Annotated in this window: 19 protein-coding genes and 1 riboswitch; of the genes, 15 read left to right on the top strand and 4 right to left on the bottom strand. The window is 44.7% G+C overall.

Going from position 1 to position 23,563, the window contains the following annotated elements:
- Positions 1-38: 38 nt before the first annotated feature.
- From ABHC48_RS16935 to ABHC48_RS17005, 15 genes are all read left to right on the top strand, one after another.
- Positions 39-584 carry a hypothetical protein gene (locus ABHC48_RS16935; protein ID WP_195700230.1) on the top strand — a complete coding sequence of 182 codons (546 nt, stop codon included), beginning with the start codon at positions 39-41 and terminating at the stop codon, positions 582-584.
- A gap of 77 nt (positions 585-661) precedes the next feature.
- Positions 662-1,081, top strand: a complete 420-nt coding sequence (locus ABHC48_RS16940) for an SseB family protein (RefSeq protein WP_243284589.1) — start codon at positions 662-664, stop codon at positions 1,079-1,081.
- Between the two features lie 359 nt (positions 1,082-1,440).
- Positions 1,441-2,418: a DUF2975 domain-containing protein gene (locus ABHC48_RS16945; protein ID WP_195700232.1), complete on the top strand. Its 978-nt coding sequence runs from the start codon at positions 1,441-1,443 to the stop codon at positions 2,416-2,418.
- A 149-nt stretch (positions 2,419-2,567) separates the two neighbouring features.
- Positions 2,568-2,798, top strand: a complete 231-nt coding sequence (locus tag ABHC48_RS16950; protein WP_118583284.1) for a helix-turn-helix domain-containing protein — start codon at positions 2,568-2,570, stop codon at positions 2,796-2,798.
- A complete protein-coding gene (locus ABHC48_RS16955) occupies positions 2,788-3,885 on the top strand; it encodes a DUF6783 domain-containing protein (protein ID WP_195700233.1) in 1,098 nt (365 codons plus the stop codon). Before ABHC48_RS16950 ends, ABHC48_RS16955 begins: the two co-directional genes overlap by 11 nt.
- A gap of 465 nt (positions 3,886-4,350) precedes the next feature.
- A complete protein-coding gene (locus tag ABHC48_RS16960; RefSeq protein ID WP_226837875.1) occupies positions 4,351-5,943 on the top strand; it encodes a peptide ABC transporter substrate-binding protein in 1,593 nt (530 codons plus the stop codon).
- Between the two features lie 175 nt (positions 5,944-6,118).
- Complete coding sequence (locus tag ABHC48_RS16965) at positions 6,119-7,084, top strand: ABC transporter permease (RefSeq protein WP_226820525.1); 966 nt, start codon at positions 6,119-6,121, stop codon at positions 7,082-7,084.
- Between the two features lie 2 nt (positions 7,085-7,086).
- Positions 7,087-8,010 (top strand): ABC transporter permease, encoded by a 924-nt coding sequence (locus tag ABHC48_RS16970; protein WP_226815283.1) that lies wholly within the window; start codon positions 7,087-7,089, stop codon positions 8,008-8,010.
- A gap of 8 nt (positions 8,011-8,018) precedes the next feature.
- Entirely contained in the window at positions 8,019-9,017 is a 999-nt protein-coding gene (locus ABHC48_RS16975; RefSeq protein ID WP_118584033.1) for an ABC transporter ATP-binding protein, read from the top strand.
- Complete coding sequence (locus ABHC48_RS16980) at positions 9,007-9,984, top strand: oligopeptide/dipeptide ABC transporter ATP-binding protein (protein ID WP_148463621.1); 978 nt, start codon at positions 9,007-9,009, stop codon at positions 9,982-9,984. The genes ABHC48_RS16975 and ABHC48_RS16980 overlap by 11 nt, the downstream gene beginning before the upstream one ends.
- A gap of 159 nt (positions 9,985-10,143) precedes the next feature.
- Positions 10,144-10,905 (top strand): DeoR/GlpR family DNA-binding transcription regulator, encoded by a 762-nt coding sequence (locus ABHC48_RS16985; protein ID WP_148463620.1) that lies wholly within the window; start codon positions 10,144-10,146, stop codon positions 10,903-10,905.
- A 138-nt stretch (positions 10,906-11,043) separates the two neighbouring features.
- A complete protein-coding gene (locus tag ABHC48_RS16990; RefSeq protein ID WP_195700234.1) occupies positions 11,044-11,790 on the top strand; it encodes a copper homeostasis protein CutC in 747 nt (248 codons plus the stop codon).
- 690 nt (positions 11,791-12,480) lie between these two features.
- The gene (locus ABHC48_RS16995; RefSeq protein ID WP_195700235.1) at positions 12,481-15,030 is read left to right on the top strand and encodes a transglutaminase domain-containing protein; all 2,550 of its coding nucleotides are present in this window, start codon (positions 12,481-12,483) and stop codon (positions 15,028-15,030) included.
- On the top strand, positions 15,027-16,289 hold the full coding sequence (locus ABHC48_RS17000) for a M28 family metallopeptidase (protein WP_195700236.1): 1,263 nt from the start codon (positions 15,027-15,029) through the stop codon (positions 16,287-16,289). Before ABHC48_RS16995 ends, ABHC48_RS17000 begins: the two co-directional genes overlap by 4 nt.
- Positions 16,290-16,313: 24 nt before the next feature.
- Positions 16,314-17,636, top strand: coding sequence for an alpha-L-fucosidase (locus tag ABHC48_RS17005; protein WP_195380326.1), 1,323 nt, complete (start codon positions 16,314-16,316; stop codon positions 17,634-17,636).
- 214 nt (positions 17,637-17,850) lie between these two features.
- Here ABHC48_RS17005 and cytX read toward each other — a convergent pair whose 3' ends face one another.
- The 4 genes from cytX to ABHC48_RS17025 form a co-directional block, all read right to left on the bottom strand.
- Positions 17,851-19,026 (bottom strand): putative hydroxymethylpyrimidine transporter CytX, encoded by a 1,176-nt coding sequence (cytX, locus tag ABHC48_RS17010; protein ID WP_173716701.1) that lies wholly within the window; start codon positions 19,024-19,026, stop codon positions 17,851-17,853.
- Between the two features lies 1 nt (position 19,027).
- A complete protein-coding gene (thiD, locus tag ABHC48_RS17015) occupies positions 19,028-19,870 on the bottom strand; it encodes a bifunctional hydroxymethylpyrimidine kinase/phosphomethylpyrimidine kinase (protein WP_195700237.1) in 843 nt (280 codons plus the stop codon).
- A 202-nt stretch (positions 19,871-20,072) separates the two neighbouring features.
- Positions 20,073-20,178, bottom strand: a riboswitch (TPP riboswitch).
- 71 nt (positions 20,179-20,249) lie between these two features.
- On the bottom strand, positions 20,250-21,926 hold the full coding sequence (locus ABHC48_RS17020; protein ID WP_195700238.1) for an alpha-glucosidase: 1,677 nt from the start codon (positions 21,924-21,926) through the stop codon (positions 20,250-20,252).
- Between the two features lie 159 nt (positions 21,927-22,085).
- Entirely contained in the window at positions 22,086-23,063 is a 978-nt protein-coding gene (locus ABHC48_RS17025; RefSeq protein ID WP_118584253.1) for an AraC family transcriptional regulator, read from the bottom strand.
- Positions 23,064-23,563 lie beyond the last annotated feature (500 nt).

The raw sequence follows: 23,563 nt of genomic DNA on the forward strand, positions 1-23,563 counted from the left end.
TAACATTATAAAAATTGATTATGGAGGTAAATACCAAGATGAAACTTGATGAATTTACAGGAATGATGACAGGACATTTTGATAACAAAGAGCAGTTTGATAAGATGCAGGCGGAAGGGAAAACATATCCATATGCCGAGCATGTAAATACAATCTGCAATGACAAAATAAAAAATCTTCCGGAGGATTTCAATGGCAGATTTGTTGTTGAAGAAAGCTACTATGAAACGAATGGAAAACGTCATGCATCACCACATCTTTTTCTTATTACAGAAACAGAACAGGGAATTTTACTTTCCTCTTATGAAATTCCAGAAGGAGAAGATAAGAAGATATTTTCATACGCATCCATGAAGAAGGTTGATTACGCGGAACTGAAAAAATCCGAAAAATTCACTCCTGCACTTTACCATGAAAAGGACGGAATCTGGGAAGGTGGCAGTATAAGCCAGTTCTCGCCGGTAATGATATTTAAACTTTGGGAAAAATTTTCCGATCGTTGTCTGGAAGTATCTGAAAGTATGGAAGTTAACGGGAAGAGAACTTTTGGATATGATGAACCAATCATTTATAAAAGGGTATAATCAAAGAGCGGCAGATTACAGAAAGCCTTTTTCAAACACGCTCTAATACAGAAATTAGCTCAATGGAGAGTAATGATATGGATAAAACAGATGAAGGTTTACTTGGAAATGAGAAAATCGAGGATGCAATCGCGGCACTTCAGCAGCAGCCAACGCAAGAATTGCTGGCTCATGCACTGACCGTGGTACGAAGACGCATGCGTGAAAACGGTCAGGTAATCATCGCCGTAGAGCCAAACGGGGCAGCTGGTCAGATGAAATTACAGGCAGTAAAAACCTCCGACGGAAAGAACTGGTGGGCGGTTTTTACCAGCTTCGACGAAGAATTGAAAGGCGGCAAAAGTGTTATGTCAACCTTTATGACAGACATTGGAAAATTACTTGAGACAGCGCTGTCCGAGGAAGAAATCAGCGGCGTGATTATCAATCCCTGGAACCGGACATTGATGCTGGACAAGACATTGATTCGGATCGTGCTTGGAGATGTGATACAGTAAGTTACTGAAAAAGAGAAGAGGAACTGCACCTCCTGAGAGACGGCAAAGACCATATTGCAGGAATGATTTTTCAAACACGCTTTAGTGTGTACAGAATAGGTTTGTGTGAAAAATGCCAGGTAAGAAAATAAAAACGTTTCTTCTGTCCATTGGATAGAGCAGAGCGTGGAAATTCTGCCTGGCAATTTTTTTATTGTTAAAATTATTGACAAACGATAATTTTAAGCTATAATTAAATCATAAATTATCGTTTCTCAATAATTCTTATAAACCAGTTAGAGAAATCTATAGTAAAGGATTAAATAGTTTAATCCAGCACGATAGCGGATTTTCTCGATATCGGCAAAAGGAGGTTCCCCATGAAAGAAAGACATTTATTTACCCTCTTATCTGTGGAAGCGGCCGCCTGCGTCCTGTTCTGTATTTTACAGCGCAGCTTATCCGGTCTGTTTTCCACCTTGATCGCATTCCCTTTTGAGCAGATCGGAGCTGGCCTGCGGGTTCTGTCGCTGTCTGGGGCTGTAGGAAATGTGGTCGCAATCATCTTATACATGCTGTTGGGACTTATCCCTGCTGGAATTTGGGGATTCCTGCACTGGCGCAAGAAATCAGAACCCCTGGATATCATGCTTCTGGTTATCAGCGCTCTTCTTTTTGTAACCCTATACTACATGATCAATCCGGGACTTTTGTCCACCGGAGTGCCAGGCACCGGGAAATGGTCCCTGGGAAGTACCTTCTATTCCGTCCTTCTGGGTTACCTGCTTATCCGTATTTTGCTTCATTATAAAAATGCAGGAACGGAGAAACTGCAAAAGGGGCTTTGGTTCCTTCTTGGCACTGTGAGCGTGGTATTGATGTATGGCATCTTTGGACAGGAGCTGGGAGGGCTGCTTCAGAATCTGGAAACGGTACAGAAGGGAAATACAGGCATAGAGCTAAGCGACGGTTTTATTACTTTTTCCAACCTTACCCCTACTTATGTTTTCCTGTTCCTCAACTTTGCAGTCCGTATTCTGCCATATGTACTGAATATTATAGTTGTTTTCCTGGCGAGAAGGCTTCTGGCTGCAATGAAGGAAGACCTGTATCAGGAAGAGAGTGTAAAACTGGCGGAAAAACTTTCCCACTTTTGCGTGTGGACCTTAGCATCCACTATTGGGCTGGGTGCGGTATTTAACCTACTACAATTGTTTTTCCAGAGCAGCCTTTATCAGATTGAGTATGTGGTGGCGGTCCCGGTATTTTCCCTGGCCTTTGTGCTGGCAGTGCTGTTGTTTGCAAAGTATATAAGGGAAATGCAGAGGCTGAAAGAGGATAATGACCTGTTTATTTAAGCGTATGGAGATATATAAATGATAGCCGGACTGCAAGTGTCTTGATTCGTTATATAGGAAGAAGCAAGGGTATTCAGGTAACGACTCTTAATTTAATATCATTGACTATTTAATATGGAGCAATTTGCAATAATGAAAGGAAATGATTTATGGCAATAAAAGTATGCCTTGAAGACGTATTGAAAGAGCGGGGAATGACGTCCAAGGAATTGTGCAGCCTGGTAAACATCACAGAAGCCAACCTGTCCGTCCTCAGAAGCGGAAAGGCCAAGGGCGTGCGGTTCCACACCATTAACCGGATCTGTTATTTCCTGCAATGCGATGTTGGCGATATCTTAAAATTTGATGGAAATCTGGAGGAGGACGAAAATGAAGATTAGGAAATCAAAATATCACCAAAAATCGGTTAAGGTGGTCCATTGCGGTGCTCTCATCTGGAGAAAATTTTCCACAAATTGTGACGCACATCTTGCAGAAAGATTTTTGAAGGGACGGGAGAACAATCATCTGTTAAAAAGTTTGTTCAAATTATCGGTTATTTTCATGGCCTTTACAGCCAGCGGCTGTACTCTTGCAGTCCCAGAAGCCGGCACAGATGGAAACGGTGACCGCCTGATCGGCGCCTTTATCACCTCCGAATATCTGGACCTATATGATATGGAAGGCTATCTGAACGACCATGCCGCCTCCCTTATGAACAACAGCAGTATCACCATAGGAAATGACAGCCGTTATGAGGGGAAACTTGTGGCAACTGTGGATAAAGAAGGTGCCCAGTCTTCTTCTGAGTGGAAAATTTCCTTTGGAGACATAAAAGGAGAATACATTTTAATGCCAGTGACCGAAGATGAGGATGGAAATACATCTGTAGGAAATCTTTGCTCCGACGGAGTAGGAGATCCGTATTTGAACTACAACGTTACCGATGATGGAGAAACACAGGAAATCAGCGCCACTGTTTACCAGGTCTCTGGCAAGTCAGAACACACCCAGTATGTAAATCCGGTTTTCCAGAAAGAAAACGGGGAAATTTATGCCATGGCTGGAAACGGCTATTCCAACGGTGTGGGAGGCTCAGAAGGAAACACTATGGCAGCTACCCTTTCCGGTGAAACTACTACAGTGGAAAATGGAAAGACTAAGACAGAAGGCTGTAAAGTGACGGTTCAGTTTGCCACTATGTACAAGCCAGTGCGGACCATCATTTACCAGATGAATGAGGCGAATCAGGTATTGAAACAGACTGCCTATAAGCCATCTGAGGTGCCGGATAGCTTGAGGGTAGAAGCAGACACTGCCTATATTCTGGCGGAAATTAGAAAGGAAGATACTTCAGGCAAAATGGTGACAACCAGGACAATCCTGAATTTGAATTCGTCAGAGGATGAGGAAACGCAGTACCTGGAGACTTGGTATCCCCTGGATAATGGGCTGATCAGCAAAAAAGATGTAGAGATTGAATATTGAATAAAAATGCCAGGAAAATTAACCTGGCATTTTTTGCGTAATAGGAAATTTCGTTGGAATTTATTATTTATTTTTTACTCGTTTTTCCTCGAAAAAAGCAGAATTTGTACAAAATAAATACATAATTCATACAAAACCAATTCCAAACAATAAAAAGCAATAAAGAATAATAAAAAAACAATTGACAACACTACAACACTTTGCTATACTAAAATTACCAAAAAGAGGTGGGCAAAGAGAACATTTTTTATTTATGCAAAGGCGCATGAAACTACATCGTGACTAAGTTGCTAAATAGAAAATGTTTTTTTGCTATAAAGGCATCGACACCAGAATTTTATAAAATATTTTCTAAAAAATGTCCTGCTTTTATAAGAAAACACCTGCGGCAGCAGGCGCTTCCGCTTTCCGAAAAGGCTTACTACCGTACCGGCATTAAGGACGGATAAGAAAGGAGAAAAAACTATGAAAATGATGAAAGCAGCAGTAGCACTTGGAATGGCACTTACCATGACTGTTACAGGTGCATCAGCAGTATTTGCAGAGGGAGAGACACTCAGCGTTGCTACTGATTTCGAGATCAAGACTCTGGTACCGTGGGCTGCATCCGAGGAGAATGCATTCCTGGTACTGAACCAGGCAGAAGAGGGACTGTTCCGTATGGACGAGAACAACCAGCCTCAGCCAGCTCTTTGCGATACTTATGAGGTATCCGATGACAAGCTTACATACACCTTCCACTTAAGAGACGGAATCCAGTGGAGTAATGGTGAGCCTGTAACAGCAGCAGATTTCGTATATGCATGGCTGAAACAGATGAGCGCAGACGCAACAAACGGCTACAGCTTCATTATGACAGACTACATCGTAAATGGTCAGGAGTATAATGAGGGAAGCGTTGAGGCTTCTGAGGTAGGCGTTAAGGCTGTTGACGATCAGACACTGGAAGTTCAGCTGAAGAGCCCGACACCATACTTCCTGAACCTTACTACAATGGATATGTTCTTCCCGGTTAACGAAGCATTCTGTGAAGAGCAGGGCACAAACTTCGCTCTTTCCCCAGACAGCATGCTCTACTGCGGACCGTACGTGATCACAGATTATGATCCGGCTGTAGGCGTTACTTTCGCTAAGAACGACAATTACTGGGATAAAGACAACGTAGCAATCGAAGATGCACAGGTTCGTGTAATCAAAGATGCTGCAGCTGCATTAAGCGCATATCAGGCTGGCGAGCTTTCCCAGGTTAAACTTGATTCTGCAAACGTAGTAGCATACAAGGATGATCCGGAATTCTCCCAGGAGATCGACTTCCGTACAAGCTATGTACAGTTCAACCTTACAGATGACGTAATGAGCAATGTAAATATGAGAAAAGCTATTTCTCTTGCTATGAACAGAAGCGCTCTTACAGATAACATTCTTGCTGATGGTTCTGCACCAGGATTTGGTCTTGTAGCAGACGGCATGAGCGGTGATGGAGAGAAGACATTCCGTGAGCTGAACGGAGATGTTTCCCCATATGATCCGGAGCAGGCAAAAGAGTACTACGACAAAGCAGTTGAGGAGCTTGGAAGCGCACCTTCAGAGGTTACTCTTCTTGTAGCTGATGACTCTGTATCCAAATCCGTTGCAACATTTATCCAGAGTGAGCTTGTTACAACACTTGGTCTGAACGTAGTAATCGATACCAAGACTGTACAGGGACGTGGAGAGCTGATGGATGCCAACAACTATCAGTTTGCTGTAACAGCATGGGGTGCTGACTATGATGACGCTATGACATACCTTGATCTGTGGACAAACGGAACTCCATACCGTGGAAACTACAACGATGCAGATTACAATGCACTGATTTCTGATGCCAAGACTCAGACAGACGATGCAGCTCGTCTTGATGACATGCTGAAAGCTGAGAAGAAGCTGGTTGAGGAAGACGCAGTTGTTGCTCCTGTATACCACAGAGGTTCCGCTGTTCTGACAAAATCCAATGTCAAGAACCTGATCAGCCATCCGATCGGTGTTCCGCTTGAGTTCAAGTACGCTTCCTTCGAATAATCTCTTATTCAGGTGATTGTTGGATATAAACTGGCAGCGAAACAGATCTCAGAGGTTTGCTTCAAATTCAAGTAATATTCCTTAAGGAATAAGTAACGGACCGTATACAGCAGTGGCTTACACAGCCGGTATACGGTCTGTTTTTCACAGAAAGAAAAGGAGTACTGTTCACTACGTGCACAGTAACAGAAAAGGTGATGTCATGCTGAAATATGTATTAAAGCGATTGGGGTACATTCTGGTTACCTTGTGGGTAATTGTAACCTGTACCTTTTTCATGATGAAAAATCTTCCAGGTACACCTTTTGATGCTGAGCGTTTTAGTATTATGACACCTCAGCAGCAGGAACGTGTGCTGGAAATGTATGGATTAAATGATTCTCTTCCAATGCAGTATGTGAAATATATTAAGAACATGCTGAAAGGAGACCTGGGTACTTCCTTTACTTATGTAAATCAGGACGTTTCCAAGGTTATCACAGGTCGTCTCGGACCATCTGCGCTGATTGGTATCCAGGCAGTACTGATCGGACTTGCAATCGGATTAATTTTAGGAATCCTGGCTGCCTGGAAGCACAATAGCGGAATTGATTACTTTACTATGATATTGGCAGTGCTTGGAGTCTCGGTGCCGAACTTTGTCGCCGCAGCCCTTCTTCAGTATTACATAGGTCTGAAATGGGGCGCTCTCCCGGTTGGATTCTGGACTGGCTGGAATTGTTCCGTATTGCCGTCCATTGCGCTTTCGTTCAGTGCAACAGCTATGGTTGCCCGTTTTATGCGTACCGAAATGCTGGATGTACTGGATCAGGATTACATCGTAACTGCAAGAGCCAAGGGGCTGAGCCAGATGAAAGTCCTTATGCGTCATGCAGTCCGCAACTCCATTCTTCCAGTTGTAACTATTTTAGGACCAATCGTAGTAAACCTTATGACAGGATCTCTTGCTGTAGAGAACATCTTCAGTATTCCTGGTATCGGAAGCCTTTTCGTAGACTGTATCAAGGCCAATGATTATCCGGTGATCATGGGTATTACTATTTTCTATGCCGCATTCTATATGCTGATTGTACTGCTTGTTGACCTGGCTTATTCTCTTATTGATCCGAGAATTCGTCTTGCCAAAGGAAAGGAGAGCTGATCGTGGACAAATCAAAAATTGACCGCAGCATGTATCAGAAAGCGAAAGTAGAAGCCTCTGAAAAAGAGCACATCGCAGCTCCTGCTTCCACTATGCTGGCTGACGCATGGATCCGTCTGAAAAAAAACAAGGCAGCAGTTGTAGCATTATTTATTTTGATCGGAATTATCCTGCTTGCCATTTTTGCACCGATCTTCAGTAAATATTCATTTAGAGACACTGATTATAACAATGTATATGGACTTCCAAGTGCAGCACACATTTTTGGTGCTGACCAGTTTGGACGTGACCTGTGGGTACGTACCTGGATGGGAACCCGAATTTCCCTTATGATCGCACTGGTAGCTGCAATCCTGGATCTGGTTGTAGGTGTTCTTTACGGTGCTGTTTCCGCTCTTTTCGGGGGAAAGGTAGACGCTGTTATGCAGCGTATTATTGAGGTACTGGTTGGAATCCCAAGCCTTATCATTGTAATCCTTTTCCTGATGGCATTCCCGGCTGGTGTAGGAACTATTATCGCTGCACTTTCCATTACCGGATGGGTAAACATGGCCAGACTGGTTCGTGCCGAGATCCTGAAACTGAAGAATCAGGAATTCGTACTTGCTTCTCAGGTTCTTGGAACCAGCAAATTCAACATTATTATGAAGGATCTGATCCCGAACACAGTCAGCGTTATCGTAATCAACGTGATGTTCACAATCCCAAGCGCTATCTTTACCGAGGCATTCTTAAGCTTCATTGGTATTGGTCTGGCAGAGCCGCAGGCTTCCCTTGGTGTATTGATCAACGGTGGTTATCAGGTACTGCGAATGTATCCACATGTACTGATTTTCCCGGCAATTGTTATCGTACTGATTATGGTATGCTTCAGTATTCTGGGCGACGGACTTCGTGATGCCCTTGATCCGCAGATGAGAAAGTAGGTACAGCTATGGGAAAAATATTAGAAGTTAAGAATCTTACAGTCCACATCAAGACGCACAAGGGCGTTGTCCAGGCTGTGCGCGGCGTGGATTTTTACCTGAATGAGCAGGAGACACTTGCGGTAGTAGGAGAGTCCGGTTCCGGAAAATCCATTACCATGAAAGGTGTTATGGGAATCCTCCCAAAGAATGGAAAAGTAGTAGAAGGAAGCGTAATGTTTCAGGGAAATGATCTGACCAAATATTCAGAACGTCAGATGCAGCAGGTGCGCGGAAGCGAGATTGCCATGATCTTCCAGGATCCCATGACTTCCCTGAACCCGACCATGAAGGTTGGAAAACAGATCGAGGAAATGCTGAAAGAGCACCGCAAGGAGATGAGTAAAGCCGACCGTAAGACAAGAGCCATTGAGCTTCTTTCCCTGGTTGGAATCTCCAATCCGGAGGCACGTTACGACCAGTATCCGCACCAGCTGTCCGGTGGTATGAGACAGCGAGTTGTCATCGCCATTGCACTGGCCTGTGATCCCAAGGTGCTGATCGCAGATGAGCCGACCACAGCCCTTGATGTAACGATCCAGGCACAGATTCTGGATCTGATGCGCGATCTTCAGAAAAAGATCAAAACATCCATTATCATCATTACCCATAACCTTGGTGTTGTGGCAAATATTGCAGACCGTGTTGCTGTTATGTATGGCGGAAAATTAGTTGAGACAGGAGATGTGGAAGATATTTTCCACAACCCATGTCACGAATATACAAAAGGCCTTCTTCGTTCTATTCCAAAAGCACACGAAAAAGGCGGTGAGCTTCAGGCAATCCCGGGAACTCCTCCGGATCTTATGGAGCCTCCGGTTGGATGTCCTTTTGCGGCAAGATGTAAGGAGACAATGATCGTCTGCCAGAAATACATGCCGGATTATACCGATTGCGGCAAGAATCATAAGTCAGCATGCTGGATGCTTGACGAGATGGCACAGGAGGTAAACTCTGATGAAAAATGATGAAAAGCAGGTACTTCTTGATGTTAAGAACCTGAAGAAATACTTTAATGTTGGAAATAAAAAGATCCTGAAAGCAGTTGATGACATTTCCCTTCAGATTTATAAAGGAGAGACTCTTGGTCTGGTTGGAGAGTCTGGATGTGGTAAATCTACCTTCGGAAGAACTGTTATCCATCTGTATGATCCTACAGATGGTACGGTAACCTTCGATGGAACGAAAATTGACAAGAATCTGGATACAAAGCAGAGACATGAACTTTGCAGAAGAATGCAGATGATTTTCCAGGATCCATATGCATCCCTGAACCCGCGAAGAAAAATTCTGGATATTGTAGCAGAGGGAATTGATGCTCACGGTCTTGCTGCCAATAAAAAAGAACGTGATGCCAAGGTCATTGAGCTTCTGGAAACCGTTGGTCTTCAGGCAGAGCACGCAGATCGTTTCCCTCATGAGTTTTCCGGTGGACAGCGCCAGCGTGTTGGTATTGCACGTGCACTTGCAGTAAATCCGGATTTTATTGTATGCGATGAGCCCATTTCTGCTTTGGACGTTTCCATCCAGGCACAGGTTATCAACCTTCTGGAGCAGCTTCAGAGAGAGCGTGGGCTGACTTACCTGTTTATTGCACACGACCTTTCCATGGTGAAGCACATCAGTGACCGTATTGGTGTTATGTACCTGGGATCTCTTGTTGAGCTTGCTGACAGTGAGGAGCTTTTCGAGAACCCAATGCATCCTTATACCAAGGCTCTTCTTTCTGCAATCCCGATCCCGGATCCGGATATTGAGAAGAACCGTCAGAGAATCATGCTTGAGGGTACACTTCCGAACCCCATTGATCTTGGCGAGGAGTGTAAGTTCTGCAGCCGTTGTCCTGTTTGCAAGGATAGCTGCCATAAGAGCCAGCCGAAGCTTGTTGAGGTAAAACCGGGACATTTTGTTGCCTGCAGCCAGTGCGCAGAGTAATATTTTACAGGCAGATTTGGTATCCATTCAAAAGAATGGAAAGCTAAAAGCCTGTCTGTTATATGAAATGTATAGTACTATATAAGTTATGTTAACCGCTTGAAAGAGCGGGAGATGGGCTTTTGATAAATAAGGCAGCAGAAAACAGGAGGAAGAAGGATGTTCATTGAGGAACGGCAGATAGCCATCGAGAAAGTCCTTCGGGAACAGGGAAAAGTCCGGACCAGGGAGCTGAGCGAAATGTTCCAGGTCACAGAGGACTGCATCCGTAAAGATCTGAAAACTCTTGAGAATGCCGGCAAATTAAAAAGAACTTACGGTGGTGCGATTCTTTCCCAGGATTACCCGCTGGAAAGAGATGTTATCGACAGAAGAAATTATCATGTGGACAGGAAGATGGTGATCGCGGCTAAGGCCATGACGCTGATCAAGGAGCGGGAAGCGATTTTTCTTGATATATCCACAACCAATATTGAGCTTGCCAAGCTTCTTGCGAAATCGAAAATGCAGCTTACCGTAGTGAGCAACATGATCGATATTTTACAGCTGCTTGCGCAAAATCCCAAGATCACAGCCATTGGAACCGGTGGAATCATGTATCCTACAGTAAATGGATTCCTTGGTTCTGCAGCAATCCAGGTGATCCGGCAGTACAGCTTTGACCGGGCATTTATGGGAAGTTGCGGAATTGATATGATGGATCACACCGTCACGACTCTTGGAGTGGAGGACGGATTGACCAAGAAGGCTGCAATTGAAAGCAGCCGTCATAAATATGCCGTGATGGAGCGGGAGAAATTTTATTTTAATGAATCTTATAAATTTACACAGCTTGATGAACTGGACGGAATCATCACAGATGAATTCCCAGATCAGTCGGTGCAGGATATGCTGGATTCCCTTGGTGTAACGCTCTATTAAGAAACGGCAGCTCGGGAATGCAGCAACAAAGTGACAAGACCGGCGGGCATGGGAATAATTTGTGAAATTATCAGAATGCAAAGTATTGTGATAGCTGCAATGTGATAGTATCAGGCTGGGTGAAAGGAAAAAGAGGATATGAGCAAATTTACTTTGGAGGTTTGTGCAGATTCTGTGGAATCTGTACTTGCCGCTGAGAAAGGCGGAGCAGATCGGATCGAGCTTTGCGGAAATGTGGTGATTGGAGGAACAACTCCATCAGAGAGTCTTTTCCGCGAGATCCGCAGGTATAGTAATATTAAGATCCATGCACTGATCCGTCCAAGATTTGGGGATTTTTGTTATACTGAATATGAATTTGATATTATTCGTTCAGAAGTGAGAAGATTCCGGGAGCTGGGTGCCCAGGGAGTTGTGATCGGTATGCTAAGACCGGATGGCTCCCTGGATATGGAGCATCTGGCACAGCTTATGGAGGAAGCGAAGGGGATGTCTGTAACTTTGCACAGGGCTTTTGACGTGTGCAGGGATCCAATGGAGGCACTGGAGCAGGTCATTTCTCTTGGTTTTAATACCATTCTCACATCTGGACAGAAGAATAACTGTGTGGATGGATCGCCGCTGCTTGCAGAGCTGGTGGAAAAGAGTGCCGGTCGTATTCACATTATGGCTGGTGCAGGAGTGAATGCAGACGTGATCGCTCCAATCTATGAGAAAACCGGAATCACAGATTATCATATGACGGGCAAGGTTTTGCTGGACAGTGAGATGAAGTACCGCAAAGAGGGCGTGAGTATGGGACTGCCTTCTTTGAGTGAGTATGAGATTTTCCGCACCAGTGAAGCTGAGGTGAAAAAGGCCCGGGAAGTTTTAGCAAGGCTTTAGAGCTTTAGGCGCTCTTTCACAAAATGGGATTGTTTTCGTGAAAGGGCGTTTTTGCTATTTAATTGGTTGGTCGTTATCCCGTACGCGATTTCACAATGTATATTCACCGCCGCGCGTCGCAACGTTCCGGCAAGCTAATGACTAACTACGACTAAGACGCTCAGGAAAGCCTTCGCGCCTAAGTCTCCGTAAGTCATGGATCTCGCCTCCACTAAAACCGCTCCTGAAATGCGCGGCTTGCGAATATACATTGCAAAATCGCTGGTTACTGGAAAGGGAAGAAAGAAACAGTAACGACAACAACGGGGGTGGGGTGAAGTAGTTGGTATCCCGCAACTATATTGTTTTTTCTAATCTATCGTTGTCAAGAAAGTATAGGGAAACCAATCACTCCCCCTCCCCCTTCGTTAAAAGTTCTTACTAACCAGCAAGTCCCAGCCAGTACACAGCATTTGGGCAATGTGTATTACTCCAGCGAGCCATTGCAGGCGCGTTTTTAGCGCAGATGAAATCCAGCGCTTACGAAGACTTATGCGTGAGGGCTCTCCCGAACGCATTAGTCGCAGTTAGCGATTAGTTCATCGGAGCGTTGCGCCGGCGAGTGAGTAATACACATTGTCCAAATGCGTCCGCATTGAAGAACTTTTAATCAACTAAATAGCAATTTTCTTAAAGTAGGAGGATGAATAGATGTTTCTTCAGAACAGTCAGAGGAAGATTGAAGAAGAATTTTTGAAATTAACAGAGAAGCTTGGGGCGGACAGGGAGCCGCTGAAGACGATTTGTGAGAAGCTGGATGGATGCGGCAGAGATCTGGGGCTGGCGATGAAGTATTTGTATGTGACAGCGCCTTATAGTGATCTTGTGAATTATTCTTTTGAGGAGATTCAGGATTTCGCAAGCCATGGGCTGTTTCTTTATAACACGCTGGAGCGTGTGAAAGAGCTGCCGGAGGAGATGTTTTTGAATTATATTTTGGATCACAGAGTGAATGAAGAAGAGGTACTCCCATGTCGAAGCTTTTTCTGGAATGAATTAAAGGATAGAATTGAAGGAAAAAATGCGAAAGATGCGGCAATTGAGGTAAATTACTGGTGTGCGGAGGAAGCTACTTATCATAGTGGTGATGACCGTACACTTCCGGCACTTACGGTATATCGAAGAGGTTACGGCCGCTGCGGTGAGGAGTCTGTTTTTCTGGTAAATGCACTTCGGAGTGTGGGAATTCCAGCGCGGCAGGTGTATGTACCAAGGTGGTCTCACTGTGATGACAACCACGCATGGGTGGAACTTTGGTGTGACGGAAAATGGTATTTCACAGGCGCTTGTGAGCCGCTTATGATCCTGAATAAGGGGTGGTTTACCAATGCTTCTTCAAGAGCCATGATGGTGCATTCCCGCCTGTTTGATCTTTTCCCGGCAGAGGGTGAGGATGTGATCGGAAAAGAAGGCGCAGCGGTTATGCTGAACCAGACTGCGCGTTATGCCAGGGTGAAAACAGTTTCTGTAAAAGTGACAGATAAAGAGGGCGCAGCTGTAAAGGGCGCTCAGGTGCAGTTTCTGGTATTGAATATGGGAGAGTATTTTCCCATTGCAAAGGCAGAGACAGACGAAGATGGAACCGTTTCTTTAGTGACTGGTTTGGGAAGTGTAAGAGTTCTGGCGTTCCTTCCGGGAATGGAAGGATTTGCACAGGCAGATCTGGATACCAGAGCGCAGGATGAGATTTCCCTGATTCTTACTGGTGAGACTGTGGAAGCTGAGGATTGGAGAGCTGTAGATGTAATTGCTCCAGTTGACACCCCGGTGAACCCGGACATGCCTACCCCGGAGCAGAAAGCAGAAGGAACCAGACGACTGAATGAAGCAAACAAGATCCGCAAAGAAAAGAAAGAGAACTGGGTAAACCCGGAACTGACCGCTTTTCTTGCAAGAGAAGACGAGAAAGAACTTCGTCAGGAAATAGTGGATGTGCTTTCAGAGAAGGATCATACAGACTGTGTTTGCAGTGTGTTGGAAGAGCATCTGGAATATGGAAAGAGGTATGCGAAGGAATTTAAAACAAAGTCTGGTGCTAAGGAATGTGGTGAAAAAGAAATGGATGGCACCCCAGGTGCTGAGAATGGCTATAATCTCTATATCAATTATGTATTAAATCCCCGTGTGGAGGACGAGCTTCTTCGTCCGTACCGAAAGGGCATTCTCTCCTTCTTCACAGAAGAGCAGAAAGCAGACTTCCGCGCAAATCCGGCAGAGATCTGGAATTATATCCAGGCGCATATCACCGCCTACCCGGATAACGAGCGCGAGACCGTAATGGAAACTCCATACGAATGCCTGGTATCCGGAATTGGTACCGAGCGTTCCCAGAAGGTACTTTTTGTGGCAATCGCCCGTACACTGGGAATTCCGGCAAGATTGAATCCAGATAATAAGGTAATGGAATATTGGGTAAAAGACCTGTTTGTTCCCGTTTTGAAACAGCAGGAGGGTGGCGCAGTTCTAATACTGAAAAAAGAGGAAGATGCTGTATGGAACTACTATCAGAACTGGACCATGGGACGTCTGGTTGGAAATGAATATGTTTCCCTGAATCTTACAGGCAGAAGCTGGGATGGGGATAACTTGAAGCTTGCACTTATTCCAGGAACCTACCGGATCATCACCACCAACCGTCTTCCTAACGGAAATCAGTTTGCATGGGAGAAAACATTTACGATAAAAGAAGGCGGACAGAGAGAAGAAACCTTGCGTCTCCGCGAAGCTCAGCTTGGCGATATGCTGGAGCGTATTTCCCTTCCGGAGTTTGAAGTAAAAGATTCTACCGAAAACACAGTAACCTGCGCTGAGTTAACCAAAGGCGGCAAGAAAATTCTCATGTGGCTGGAAGAGAGCCGGGAGCCTACGGAACATATTTTGAACGAAATGCTGGAACATGCAGAAAAATTCCACGAATTTGAAAATTCCATCTCTTTCATGATTCGTACTCCGGAAGCCAAGCAGGATCCTCTTCTGGGAAAAGTGCTGAAGATGTTCCCAAAGGTTTCCATCTATTACGATTCCTTTGAGGAAAACATCGAACTTCTGGGAAGAAGAATGTACGTTGATCCGGACAAGCTTCCGCTGATCCTGGTAACAAATGGCGAGTCTGTAGGGATTTATGCAACCAGCGGATATAATGTAGGAACTGGCGATATGCTGATCCGTATTATGGAAGAAGTGCCGGAGGCGCAAGTATGAGTAAATACACAGAAATTCACCCAGATGGACAACGTGCATACCAGTTTGTAGCTGACACGGCTTACGTCCGTGAATCCGGCACAAAGGGGGAGCACAAAGCAGCGGAATACATTTTGAAGGAAGCGGAGCAGGCAGCAGCCCAGCTTGGAAAGCCCGCCTACATCCAGACACCCCGCATGGAATTTTTTCAGTGTCCGGATTTTCAGCAGAAAAAGGCAGAGCTGGTAATCTGCCAGCCTTATAAGAAGGCTTATCCGGTGCGTGCCTACCTGAATGGCGCCTGTACCCCGGAAGAAGGCATCACCGCACCATTTCTCTTCGTGGGAAAGGGTGACGACATCAGTCTTTCCAAGGCAAAAGGGGCAGTTGTGCTGGTCTGCGATCCTATTCGTGAAGATATGATAAATAAAATAAAAGCAGCAGGTGCACTTGGCTTTGTAACCGTATGCGGCACGCCGCTGGATCAGGGGGAAGACCGGATTCCAACCCAGTACCGCCGCAAGGCAGGTGATCTTCCAGGCGTATCTGTCCATTACCTGGATGCAGTGGAAATCGTGGAGAAACAGGCTTCCCAGTGCTGCCTGAACATTCAGCAGAGCGAGATTTCCCGCAATTCCGCTAATGTGGCAGTACGCATTCTGGGAACTGATTTTCCAGAAGAAATCGTTACGGTAACAGCTCACTATGATTCTGTTCCGGAAGGTCCTGGTGCATATGACAATATGTCTGGCGGCGCCATGGTGATGGAAGCTTTCCATCATTTCGCAGAGCACAGACCAGCCAGAACTATGGAGTTCATCTGGTTTGGCTCCGAGGAAAAAGGTCTGGTTGGAAGCCAGAATTATGTGAAATCCCATGAAGGAGAAATGAGCAGCCATGTGTTTAATCTGAATGTAGACCTGGCAGGGCAGCTCCTGGGAGGAAACGTTCTGGGAGTAACTGCAGATCCGACTGTCTGTGCAGAACTGAAAAATCTCATGGAAGAAAATCAGCTGGGTGTTACCATCAAAAATCAGGTCTGGGCCAGCGATTCCAATACTTTCGCATGGAAAGGTGTGCCAGCGCTTACCTTAAACCGTGACGGCTTTGGCATGCATACAAGACACGATACAGTAGAATATATATCTCCTCGCGCACTGGAAGAAGGGGCGAAAACTCTCTGCACAGCAGCTGCATGGGTGGCAAACGAGCCAGAGCTTTCCTTTGAACGGGAAATTCCAGAGGATATGAAGAGAGAACTGGAAAAGTATTTTGCCTAATGTTACAGGAAAGGACATTATAAAATGAACAAAGTAATCGAAGAAAGAACAAAACGTACCGAATGGTACCGTGACGCCCGTTTCGGCATGTTTATTCACTGGGGACTTTATGCAATCCCTGCCAGAGGAGAATGGGTGCGCAGCATGGAGCAGATTCCACATGAGGACTACTGCCATCTCACAGAAGAGTTCACAGCTGAGAATTACAACCCAAGAGAGTGGGCGCGTCTTGCGAAAAAGGCGGGCATGAAATATGCTGTGCTCACAGCCAAACACCACGACGGCTTTTGCCTTTTTGACACCAAACTTACTGACTACAACTCCATGAACGCAGCCTGCCACAAAGACCTGGTAAAAGAGTTCCTGGAGGCATTCCGTGCAGAAGGAATCAAAGTAGGTCTGTATTTTTCTATTATAGACTGGCGCCACCCGGATTTCCCACACTATGGGGATATGCACCATCCAATGCGCAACCATCCGGAATGCTCCAATGAAAACCGCGATTTCGACCGCTATCTGGAATTTATGTTTGGGCAGATCAAAGAGCTTCTTACCAATTATGGTAAGCTGGATCTGATGTGGTTCGACTTCTCCTACGGCGATATGAAGTGCGACAAATGGAAAGCCCAGGAGCTGATTTCCATGGTGCGTTCCATCCAGCCCTGGCTGATCATTGATAACCGTCTGGAGGGCAGTGCTGAGGATTCCGGTTCTATCCTTACTGCAAATCCTACCGAATATTCCGGCGATTTCGCATCTCCGGAGCAGATGATCCCACCAGCAGGAATCCGCAATGAGCTGGGTGATCCGGTACCCTGGGAAGCCTGCCTGACCCTGAATAACAATTGGGGCTACTCTTCCAGTGACCGTCATTATAAATCAGCTGAAATGGTCATCCACATGCTGGTTGAGTGTGTCAGCAAGGGTGGCAACCTGCTTCTGAATGTAGGGCCTGATGCAAAAGGTCGTATTCCGAAGGAGTCTGTGAAGATTCTGGAAGAAGTAGGAGAGTGGATGGACGAGAACTCCAAGAGCATCTACGGCTGTGGCTATGCTGAAATCGATAAACCGGAATGGGGCCGCTACACCCGCAGCGGAAATAAGATCTATGCCCACGTTATGGAACCTCAGGCAGGAGCAATCCCTCTTACCGGAATTCACGGTAAGATCAAAAAACTCCGCCGTCTTTCCGACAATTCCGAGGTAAAGCTTACGGATTACTGGAACCTGAAGGAATACTCCCAGAATCAGTTCTTCTTCCTCAACGCTGACACCTGCGACAGCTATCCGCTTCCAGATGCCCGGGATACGGTTGTGGAAGTAACATTGGAAGAAACAGAAGAATAAACAGATATAAACAAAAATAAACAGAAATAAACAGAAAGGGACTGCCGGGAAATGGCAGCCCCTTTTTGGATTTATAAGAAAGCCCATCTCTGGCACTTTCCTGAACCGAGTAGTGTTTATACGAAAGCTAGAGCGTGTTTGAAAAATCATTCCTGCAAATGGCGACGCACATCTTGCAGAAAGCCTTTTATCCAATACACTCTAAAGTGAAAGTCTATTTTTTACTCTTTAAAACATTTCGCACGATCATACAAATGAGAATGGTAACCACCATATCTGGCAGTGTATTTCCCACAGGAATATCAATTCTCATTAAAATTCGGTACAGCACAAATCCGATCACCCAGATTACCGCATTTGTTATGTCAACCGCTTCGCCCAGGCTGTCAGCACGCTTCAGAAGGAAGAAATCGGCAATCTGAATGGCAATCATCGGTGCAAATACAGAACCGATGAGATACAGGAAATCGGTAATGTTGTCCATTGGATATACAATTGCAGCAATTGTTCCGATGATGGTTACGGCAATTGCGGCATATTTTCCATTAATTTTGGAAAATACAGATTCAGATGAAATTCCGGCGGAGTAAGCATCCAGGAATGTGGTGGTAACAGTGGAAAATACAATGATCAGAAGGCCTGCAATTCCCAGTCCGGCTTTCACCATAATCTGAGCAATGTCGGATTCACCGGTATAAATCGCTGCACCCATACCGATTACATACATCCAGCAGCTTACAAGACCGTAAACAATAGAGCTTACAGCAGTTGCTTTCACTGGCTCCTTCGCCTCGCGGGTATAATCACTGATCAGCGGCAGCCAGGACAGTGGCATTGCAACAGAAAGCTCAACCGCAGCACCAAAGGACATGGCTTCCTCGCCAATGGCAAGTGCAGTCCCGCCATCAAAGAAGATGAGCTTGCAGAGTACCAGTGTGAGGATAAAAAGTGCTGCCATAGCGATGGTGTTGATTTTTCCAAGGTTTGTGATGCCGATAAAAATCCACAGTACGATCAGTGCACCGATTACCAGACACCATACCCAGCTTCCGGTATGTAACACACCGTTTGCGGCCAGAGCTCCGTCGTAGATCATAATAGCAGTCCAGCCAACCAGCTGAAGTACATTCAGGAAGGAGAAGAAAATCCCGCCCTTTTCCCCAAAGCTCATTTTTACGGTTTCCATTGCACTGCGGCGTGTTTTTCCGCCAATTACTCCGGCGAGGAAAAGCATGGTACAGCCAATAATATGTCCGATGATAATGGCAAGAAGACCTTTTCCAAAGCCAAGTGAGGCAAAATAGGTTCCGGTGAGGATTTCCGCCAGGGAAACACCAGCGCCAAACCAGATCAGGCCGTTTTCAAAAATGGAAGTACGTTTTTCAGTCATGTTATTTTGCCTCCTTATCAGCGGCTTCTGCCGTAATCTCGTCATGTGACAGTGTGAATTCATTTTTAATTGCAAATCCGTGATCCATAGGACCACTGCCTTTTCCAAGATCCAGCATAGCAGCAAGTGCTCCGGAAATATATTTCTTTGCCCTCTCCACGGAAGTATCCAGGTCAAATCCCTTTGCCAGATTAGAAGCAATGGCACTGGATAAGGTACATCCTGTTCCGTGAGTGTTTGGATTGTTGATCCGCTTTCCGTGGAACCATTTGTAATCGCCTTTGCGCCACAGAAGGTCATTGGCGTCATTCAGCTGATGACCACCCTTGCAAAGCACTGCACAGCTGTATTTCTCTCCGATGGTAGCAGCGGCTTTGATCATATCATCTGCAGTTTCTATTTTCATTCCGGACAGAACCTCTGCCTCCGGAATATTCGGTGTCAGGACTGTGGCCATTGGAAGAAGCTGACTTTTAAGGGCTTCAATGGCTTCATCATTGATCAGCTTGGCTCCGCTTGTGGCGACCATAACCGGGTCTACTACAATGTTCTTTGCTTCATACTGGCGAAGCTTTTTCGCAATGGTTTCAATCAATGCGCTGGAAGATACCATTCCAATCTTCACTGCATCCGGATAAATATCTGTAAAAATATTATCCAGCTGGTCTGCCAGAAATTCTGGCGTTGCTTCCATAATACCTGTTACACCGGTAGTATTCTGTGCGGTAAGTGCGGTAATCGCACTCATGGCATATACTCCATTGCTGATCATTGTCTTGATATCAGCCTGGATACCGGCGCCTCCGCTGGAGTCACTTCCAGCGATTGTTAATGCTGTTCTCATAATTTTCTTCCTTTCTCTTGGCCTTGTTTGAAGCAGTTTCCACGAGTTATGAGTTATAACGTGAAAAAATCTTTTTACAAACCGGCACTGTTGTTATGTATGCATTAATTTTATATAGCGTCCGAAAGTGGTGCCCCCAGCCGAACGCTGCATTGCTGCCATATGAAAAAAGAGACACCCCAATGAGGTGTCTCCGAAAAAAATCAAACCCATGATGACTTCCTACGGCGGCATTATCCGCATCAGGTAAAAGGGTCGAAATTCACAATTTCCTCTCAGCCTGTGTACAAGCTCCCCTGTTCTTTTGTTATTATAGTAATAATGGGAAAAATTGTCAATAAGGTGTTGGAATACAATAAATACCAAGCGTGAAAATCGTTTACGCTAACTCCACAACCAGCACCTGATATCCATGCAGCTTAACTAAATTTCCATCCAGAACCATATCCGGGTAGTTATTGATCAGCACCTTTTTGCATTCTGATGGAAGTGTAATTTCCTGCTCCTTCCACTGATAATTGCCAACCACAAGTAAAGTTTTATCTCCTTTACGGTAGTATGCCATTAAATTATGCCGGTCTTCCATAAATGGCTCCAGAGCACCATACACAACGGTTTCTTTATATTCCGGATCCTTGCGAAGAGCGATCAGTTTCTTATAGAAATTAAGTACGGAATTTGGATCAATCGTCTCTTTTTCCACATTAATTGCGGTATAATTGGAATTTACCCGAAGCCACGGTGTACCAGCTGTAAATCCGGCATTTTCCTCACCAGTCCACTGCATGGGGGTACGGGCATTGTCGCGGCTGCGGCGGGCAACAGCTTTCAAAGCTGCTTCCGGGGTAAGTCCGGCGTCAAGTGCAACTTTATATTCATCCAGAGTTGAAATATCATCTACCTCGTCAATAGATTTGAACGGGATATTTTCCATGCCAAGCTCCTGTCCCTGATAAATAAAGGGAAGTCCACGAAGCATGAAATTCAATGCCGCCAGCATTTTTTTGCTTGTATCACAGCAATCACCTTCTGGAATATAGTGACTGACACCGCGAGGCTCGTCATGATTCTCGATAATATTGGAAACGAATCCGAAATCCCCCATTTTGGCCTGTGTCTCAAAACAGCAGCGCTTGTAGTCGTCAGGTGTGATTTCTTTGCAATCGTACCAGCCTTTCTCAGAACCTCCGAAAATGGTTTCGTTAAAGTCGAACATAGAAGAAAAATAACCATTGTTTCCAATAAAATCCGGGAGCTCTTCGTCTTTTGCGTTGAAAACCTCACCTACGGAAAAAGCATCGTGAGGCTTGAAGGTGCGGTCACGCATTTCTCCAAGAAATTCTCCGATTCCGGAAGCTTCCTCCAGCATTTTATTAATGCTGCAGAGTCCGTCCTCACGATCAGGCTCATAATCATGCATAGGAAGAGCTTTTTTGATATTAATGATAGCATCAATGCGGAAACCGCCAAGACCCTTGTCCAGCCACCAGTTAATATTTTTATATACTTCCTCACGGAGCTCTGGATTTTCCCAGTTCAGGTCAGGCTGCTTTTTATGAAAAACATGAAGGTACTGTTTGTTGGTGCCAGGCAGATCCTCCCATACCGAACCTCCGAAATAGGAGCGCCAGTTAGTAGGAAGCTTACCATCTTCTTTGTCTCTTAAATAGAAGAAACGGCCGTATTTTCCATCCGGATCTTTACAGGCTTTTTTAAACCATTCGTGCTCATCAGAGCAGTGGTTTACAACCAGATCCATGACAATATACATGTCCCGCTTCTTTGCTTCTGCGATAAGGCGGTCCATATCCTCCATAGTTCCGAATCGCGGGTCAATGTCGTAATAATCGGAAATATCGTATCCCTGGTCGGCAAGAGGGGAGCGATAGCAGGGGGAAAGCCAGACAATGTCAACCCCCAGCTCCTTTAAATAATCCAGTTTCTCAATAATTCCCGGCAGATCGCCGATTCCATCACCGTTTGTGTCATAAAAGCTTTTCGGATAAATCTGATAGGCTACTTTATCCTGCCACCATTTTTTTTTCGTGCTATTCATTTATGTCTCCTTATATATAATGATTATCTTTGAACTAAGTACATTATACATACATGAAAAAGAAAATACTTCCCTTAATTTGATTAAAAAATACGAAATTTTGACCAGAGATTGTTTGGAAAATCATTTCGTACATAGGGGGGGGGGTGCAAGCGTGTTTTATAAGGAAGGATTCTCAATCCCCTGGCTGTGTTTCCGATATTGCAGAGGTGTGGTTCCTGTATATTTGCGAAATTCTCTGAGAAAATTCCCCATATTGTTATAACCACAGTCCAGACATATCTCGGTCACTGGAAGACTGCTGTCTTTTAATAAACGTACTGCCTGGCGGATGCGATATTCATTCAGGTATTCTATGGGAGACATGCCGATTGCTTTTTTAAAAAAACGGCAAAAGTATTGCTCATTGAGTCCGATCAGGGATGCCAGATCGCGGATATAAATTTTTTCCTGGTAATGGTCGCGGATGTAAGTGATTGTGGTTTTTATGGTCTCGACCCTGTGGTCATCAGATTTTTCAGTCTGGGAAAAAAGCTGGCGATTGGAAAAATCTGCAAAAATATTTAACAGGGAAGCCTTGATCAGAAGCTGATCTGCCAGGCCGACAATGGCATTTCCAGAAGCGCGGAATAAATTTATATGTAAGGAATCATGAAGCTCTTCCAATTGTTCAGAAAAGCTGCAGCGGTAAAATGCGTTAGTGATGTTCTGGAACTGCTCCTTTATAATAGGAAAAACAGGATGGTTTGCAGAAATACATCTTGGAAAAATCAGACGTCCGTTTTGCAATGGCTGGACAAGCTGAGTCTGAACCGTATCGTAAAAAGGAGAGCAGAGCAGTTCCGGTTGGAAAACGACAGCGTATTCCATGGAGACTTCTTTTGAGCGTGCACGTATGCTGTGCAGTTCGCCGGGATTAATAAAATAAAAACATTCTGAAGATACATCAAATGTTTCCATATTAATATCTAAGGTGAAGGTTCCACCGGGAAAGTAAATAATCTCGACCTCCTCGTGCCAATGGTGCTTGACCAGGATTCCGTGTCCGCTTAGTTTTAAACGGTAAAAAGCACAGGGAAAAGCCTGGGAGCCATGAGGATTTGTTTCTTTTAATGCTGGTGATTGCTGTTGATACATAGAAACCTCCAAACTGGGGAAAGGGTATAAAATAATGAATTTGTTATATGTATTGACGCTATCATGTCTGAGGGCGAAAGTCAATGATTGAAGAAAAAGGATCTTGAAAATAATGTTATAAAAAAATATAAATTTTTTTGTAAAAAGTGCTTGACGATTCCTTGCGGCAGTGGTATAGTAAACAAGCTGTCGCAAGGAATTGCTTCTGAAATACTGAAAAATAAAATAGTTTTCAGAAAATTTGAATTAACTGTTGACAAATGACTGAACTTATGGTAAAGTAATCAAGTCGCTTGAACAGAACGACAGAAACAAACAACTTTATACAGCTTCTTGAAGATCTGAAAAACTTTTGGAAAAAGTGCTTGACAAGATCTGAAAGATATGATAAAGTAAATGGGCTGTCGCAAAGAGATGACAGACAAACAACCTTGATAACTAAACAGTGAAACACATACGATTCTCGAAAATTCTTAACGAATCATCATTCAAAAGAATGA

The sequence above is a fragment of the Ruminococcus sp. 1001136sp1 genome (assembly GCF_039841815.1).
GTDB classification, from domain to species: Bacteria; Bacillota; Clostridia; order Lachnospirales; family Lachnospiraceae; genus Blautia_A; species Blautia_A faecis.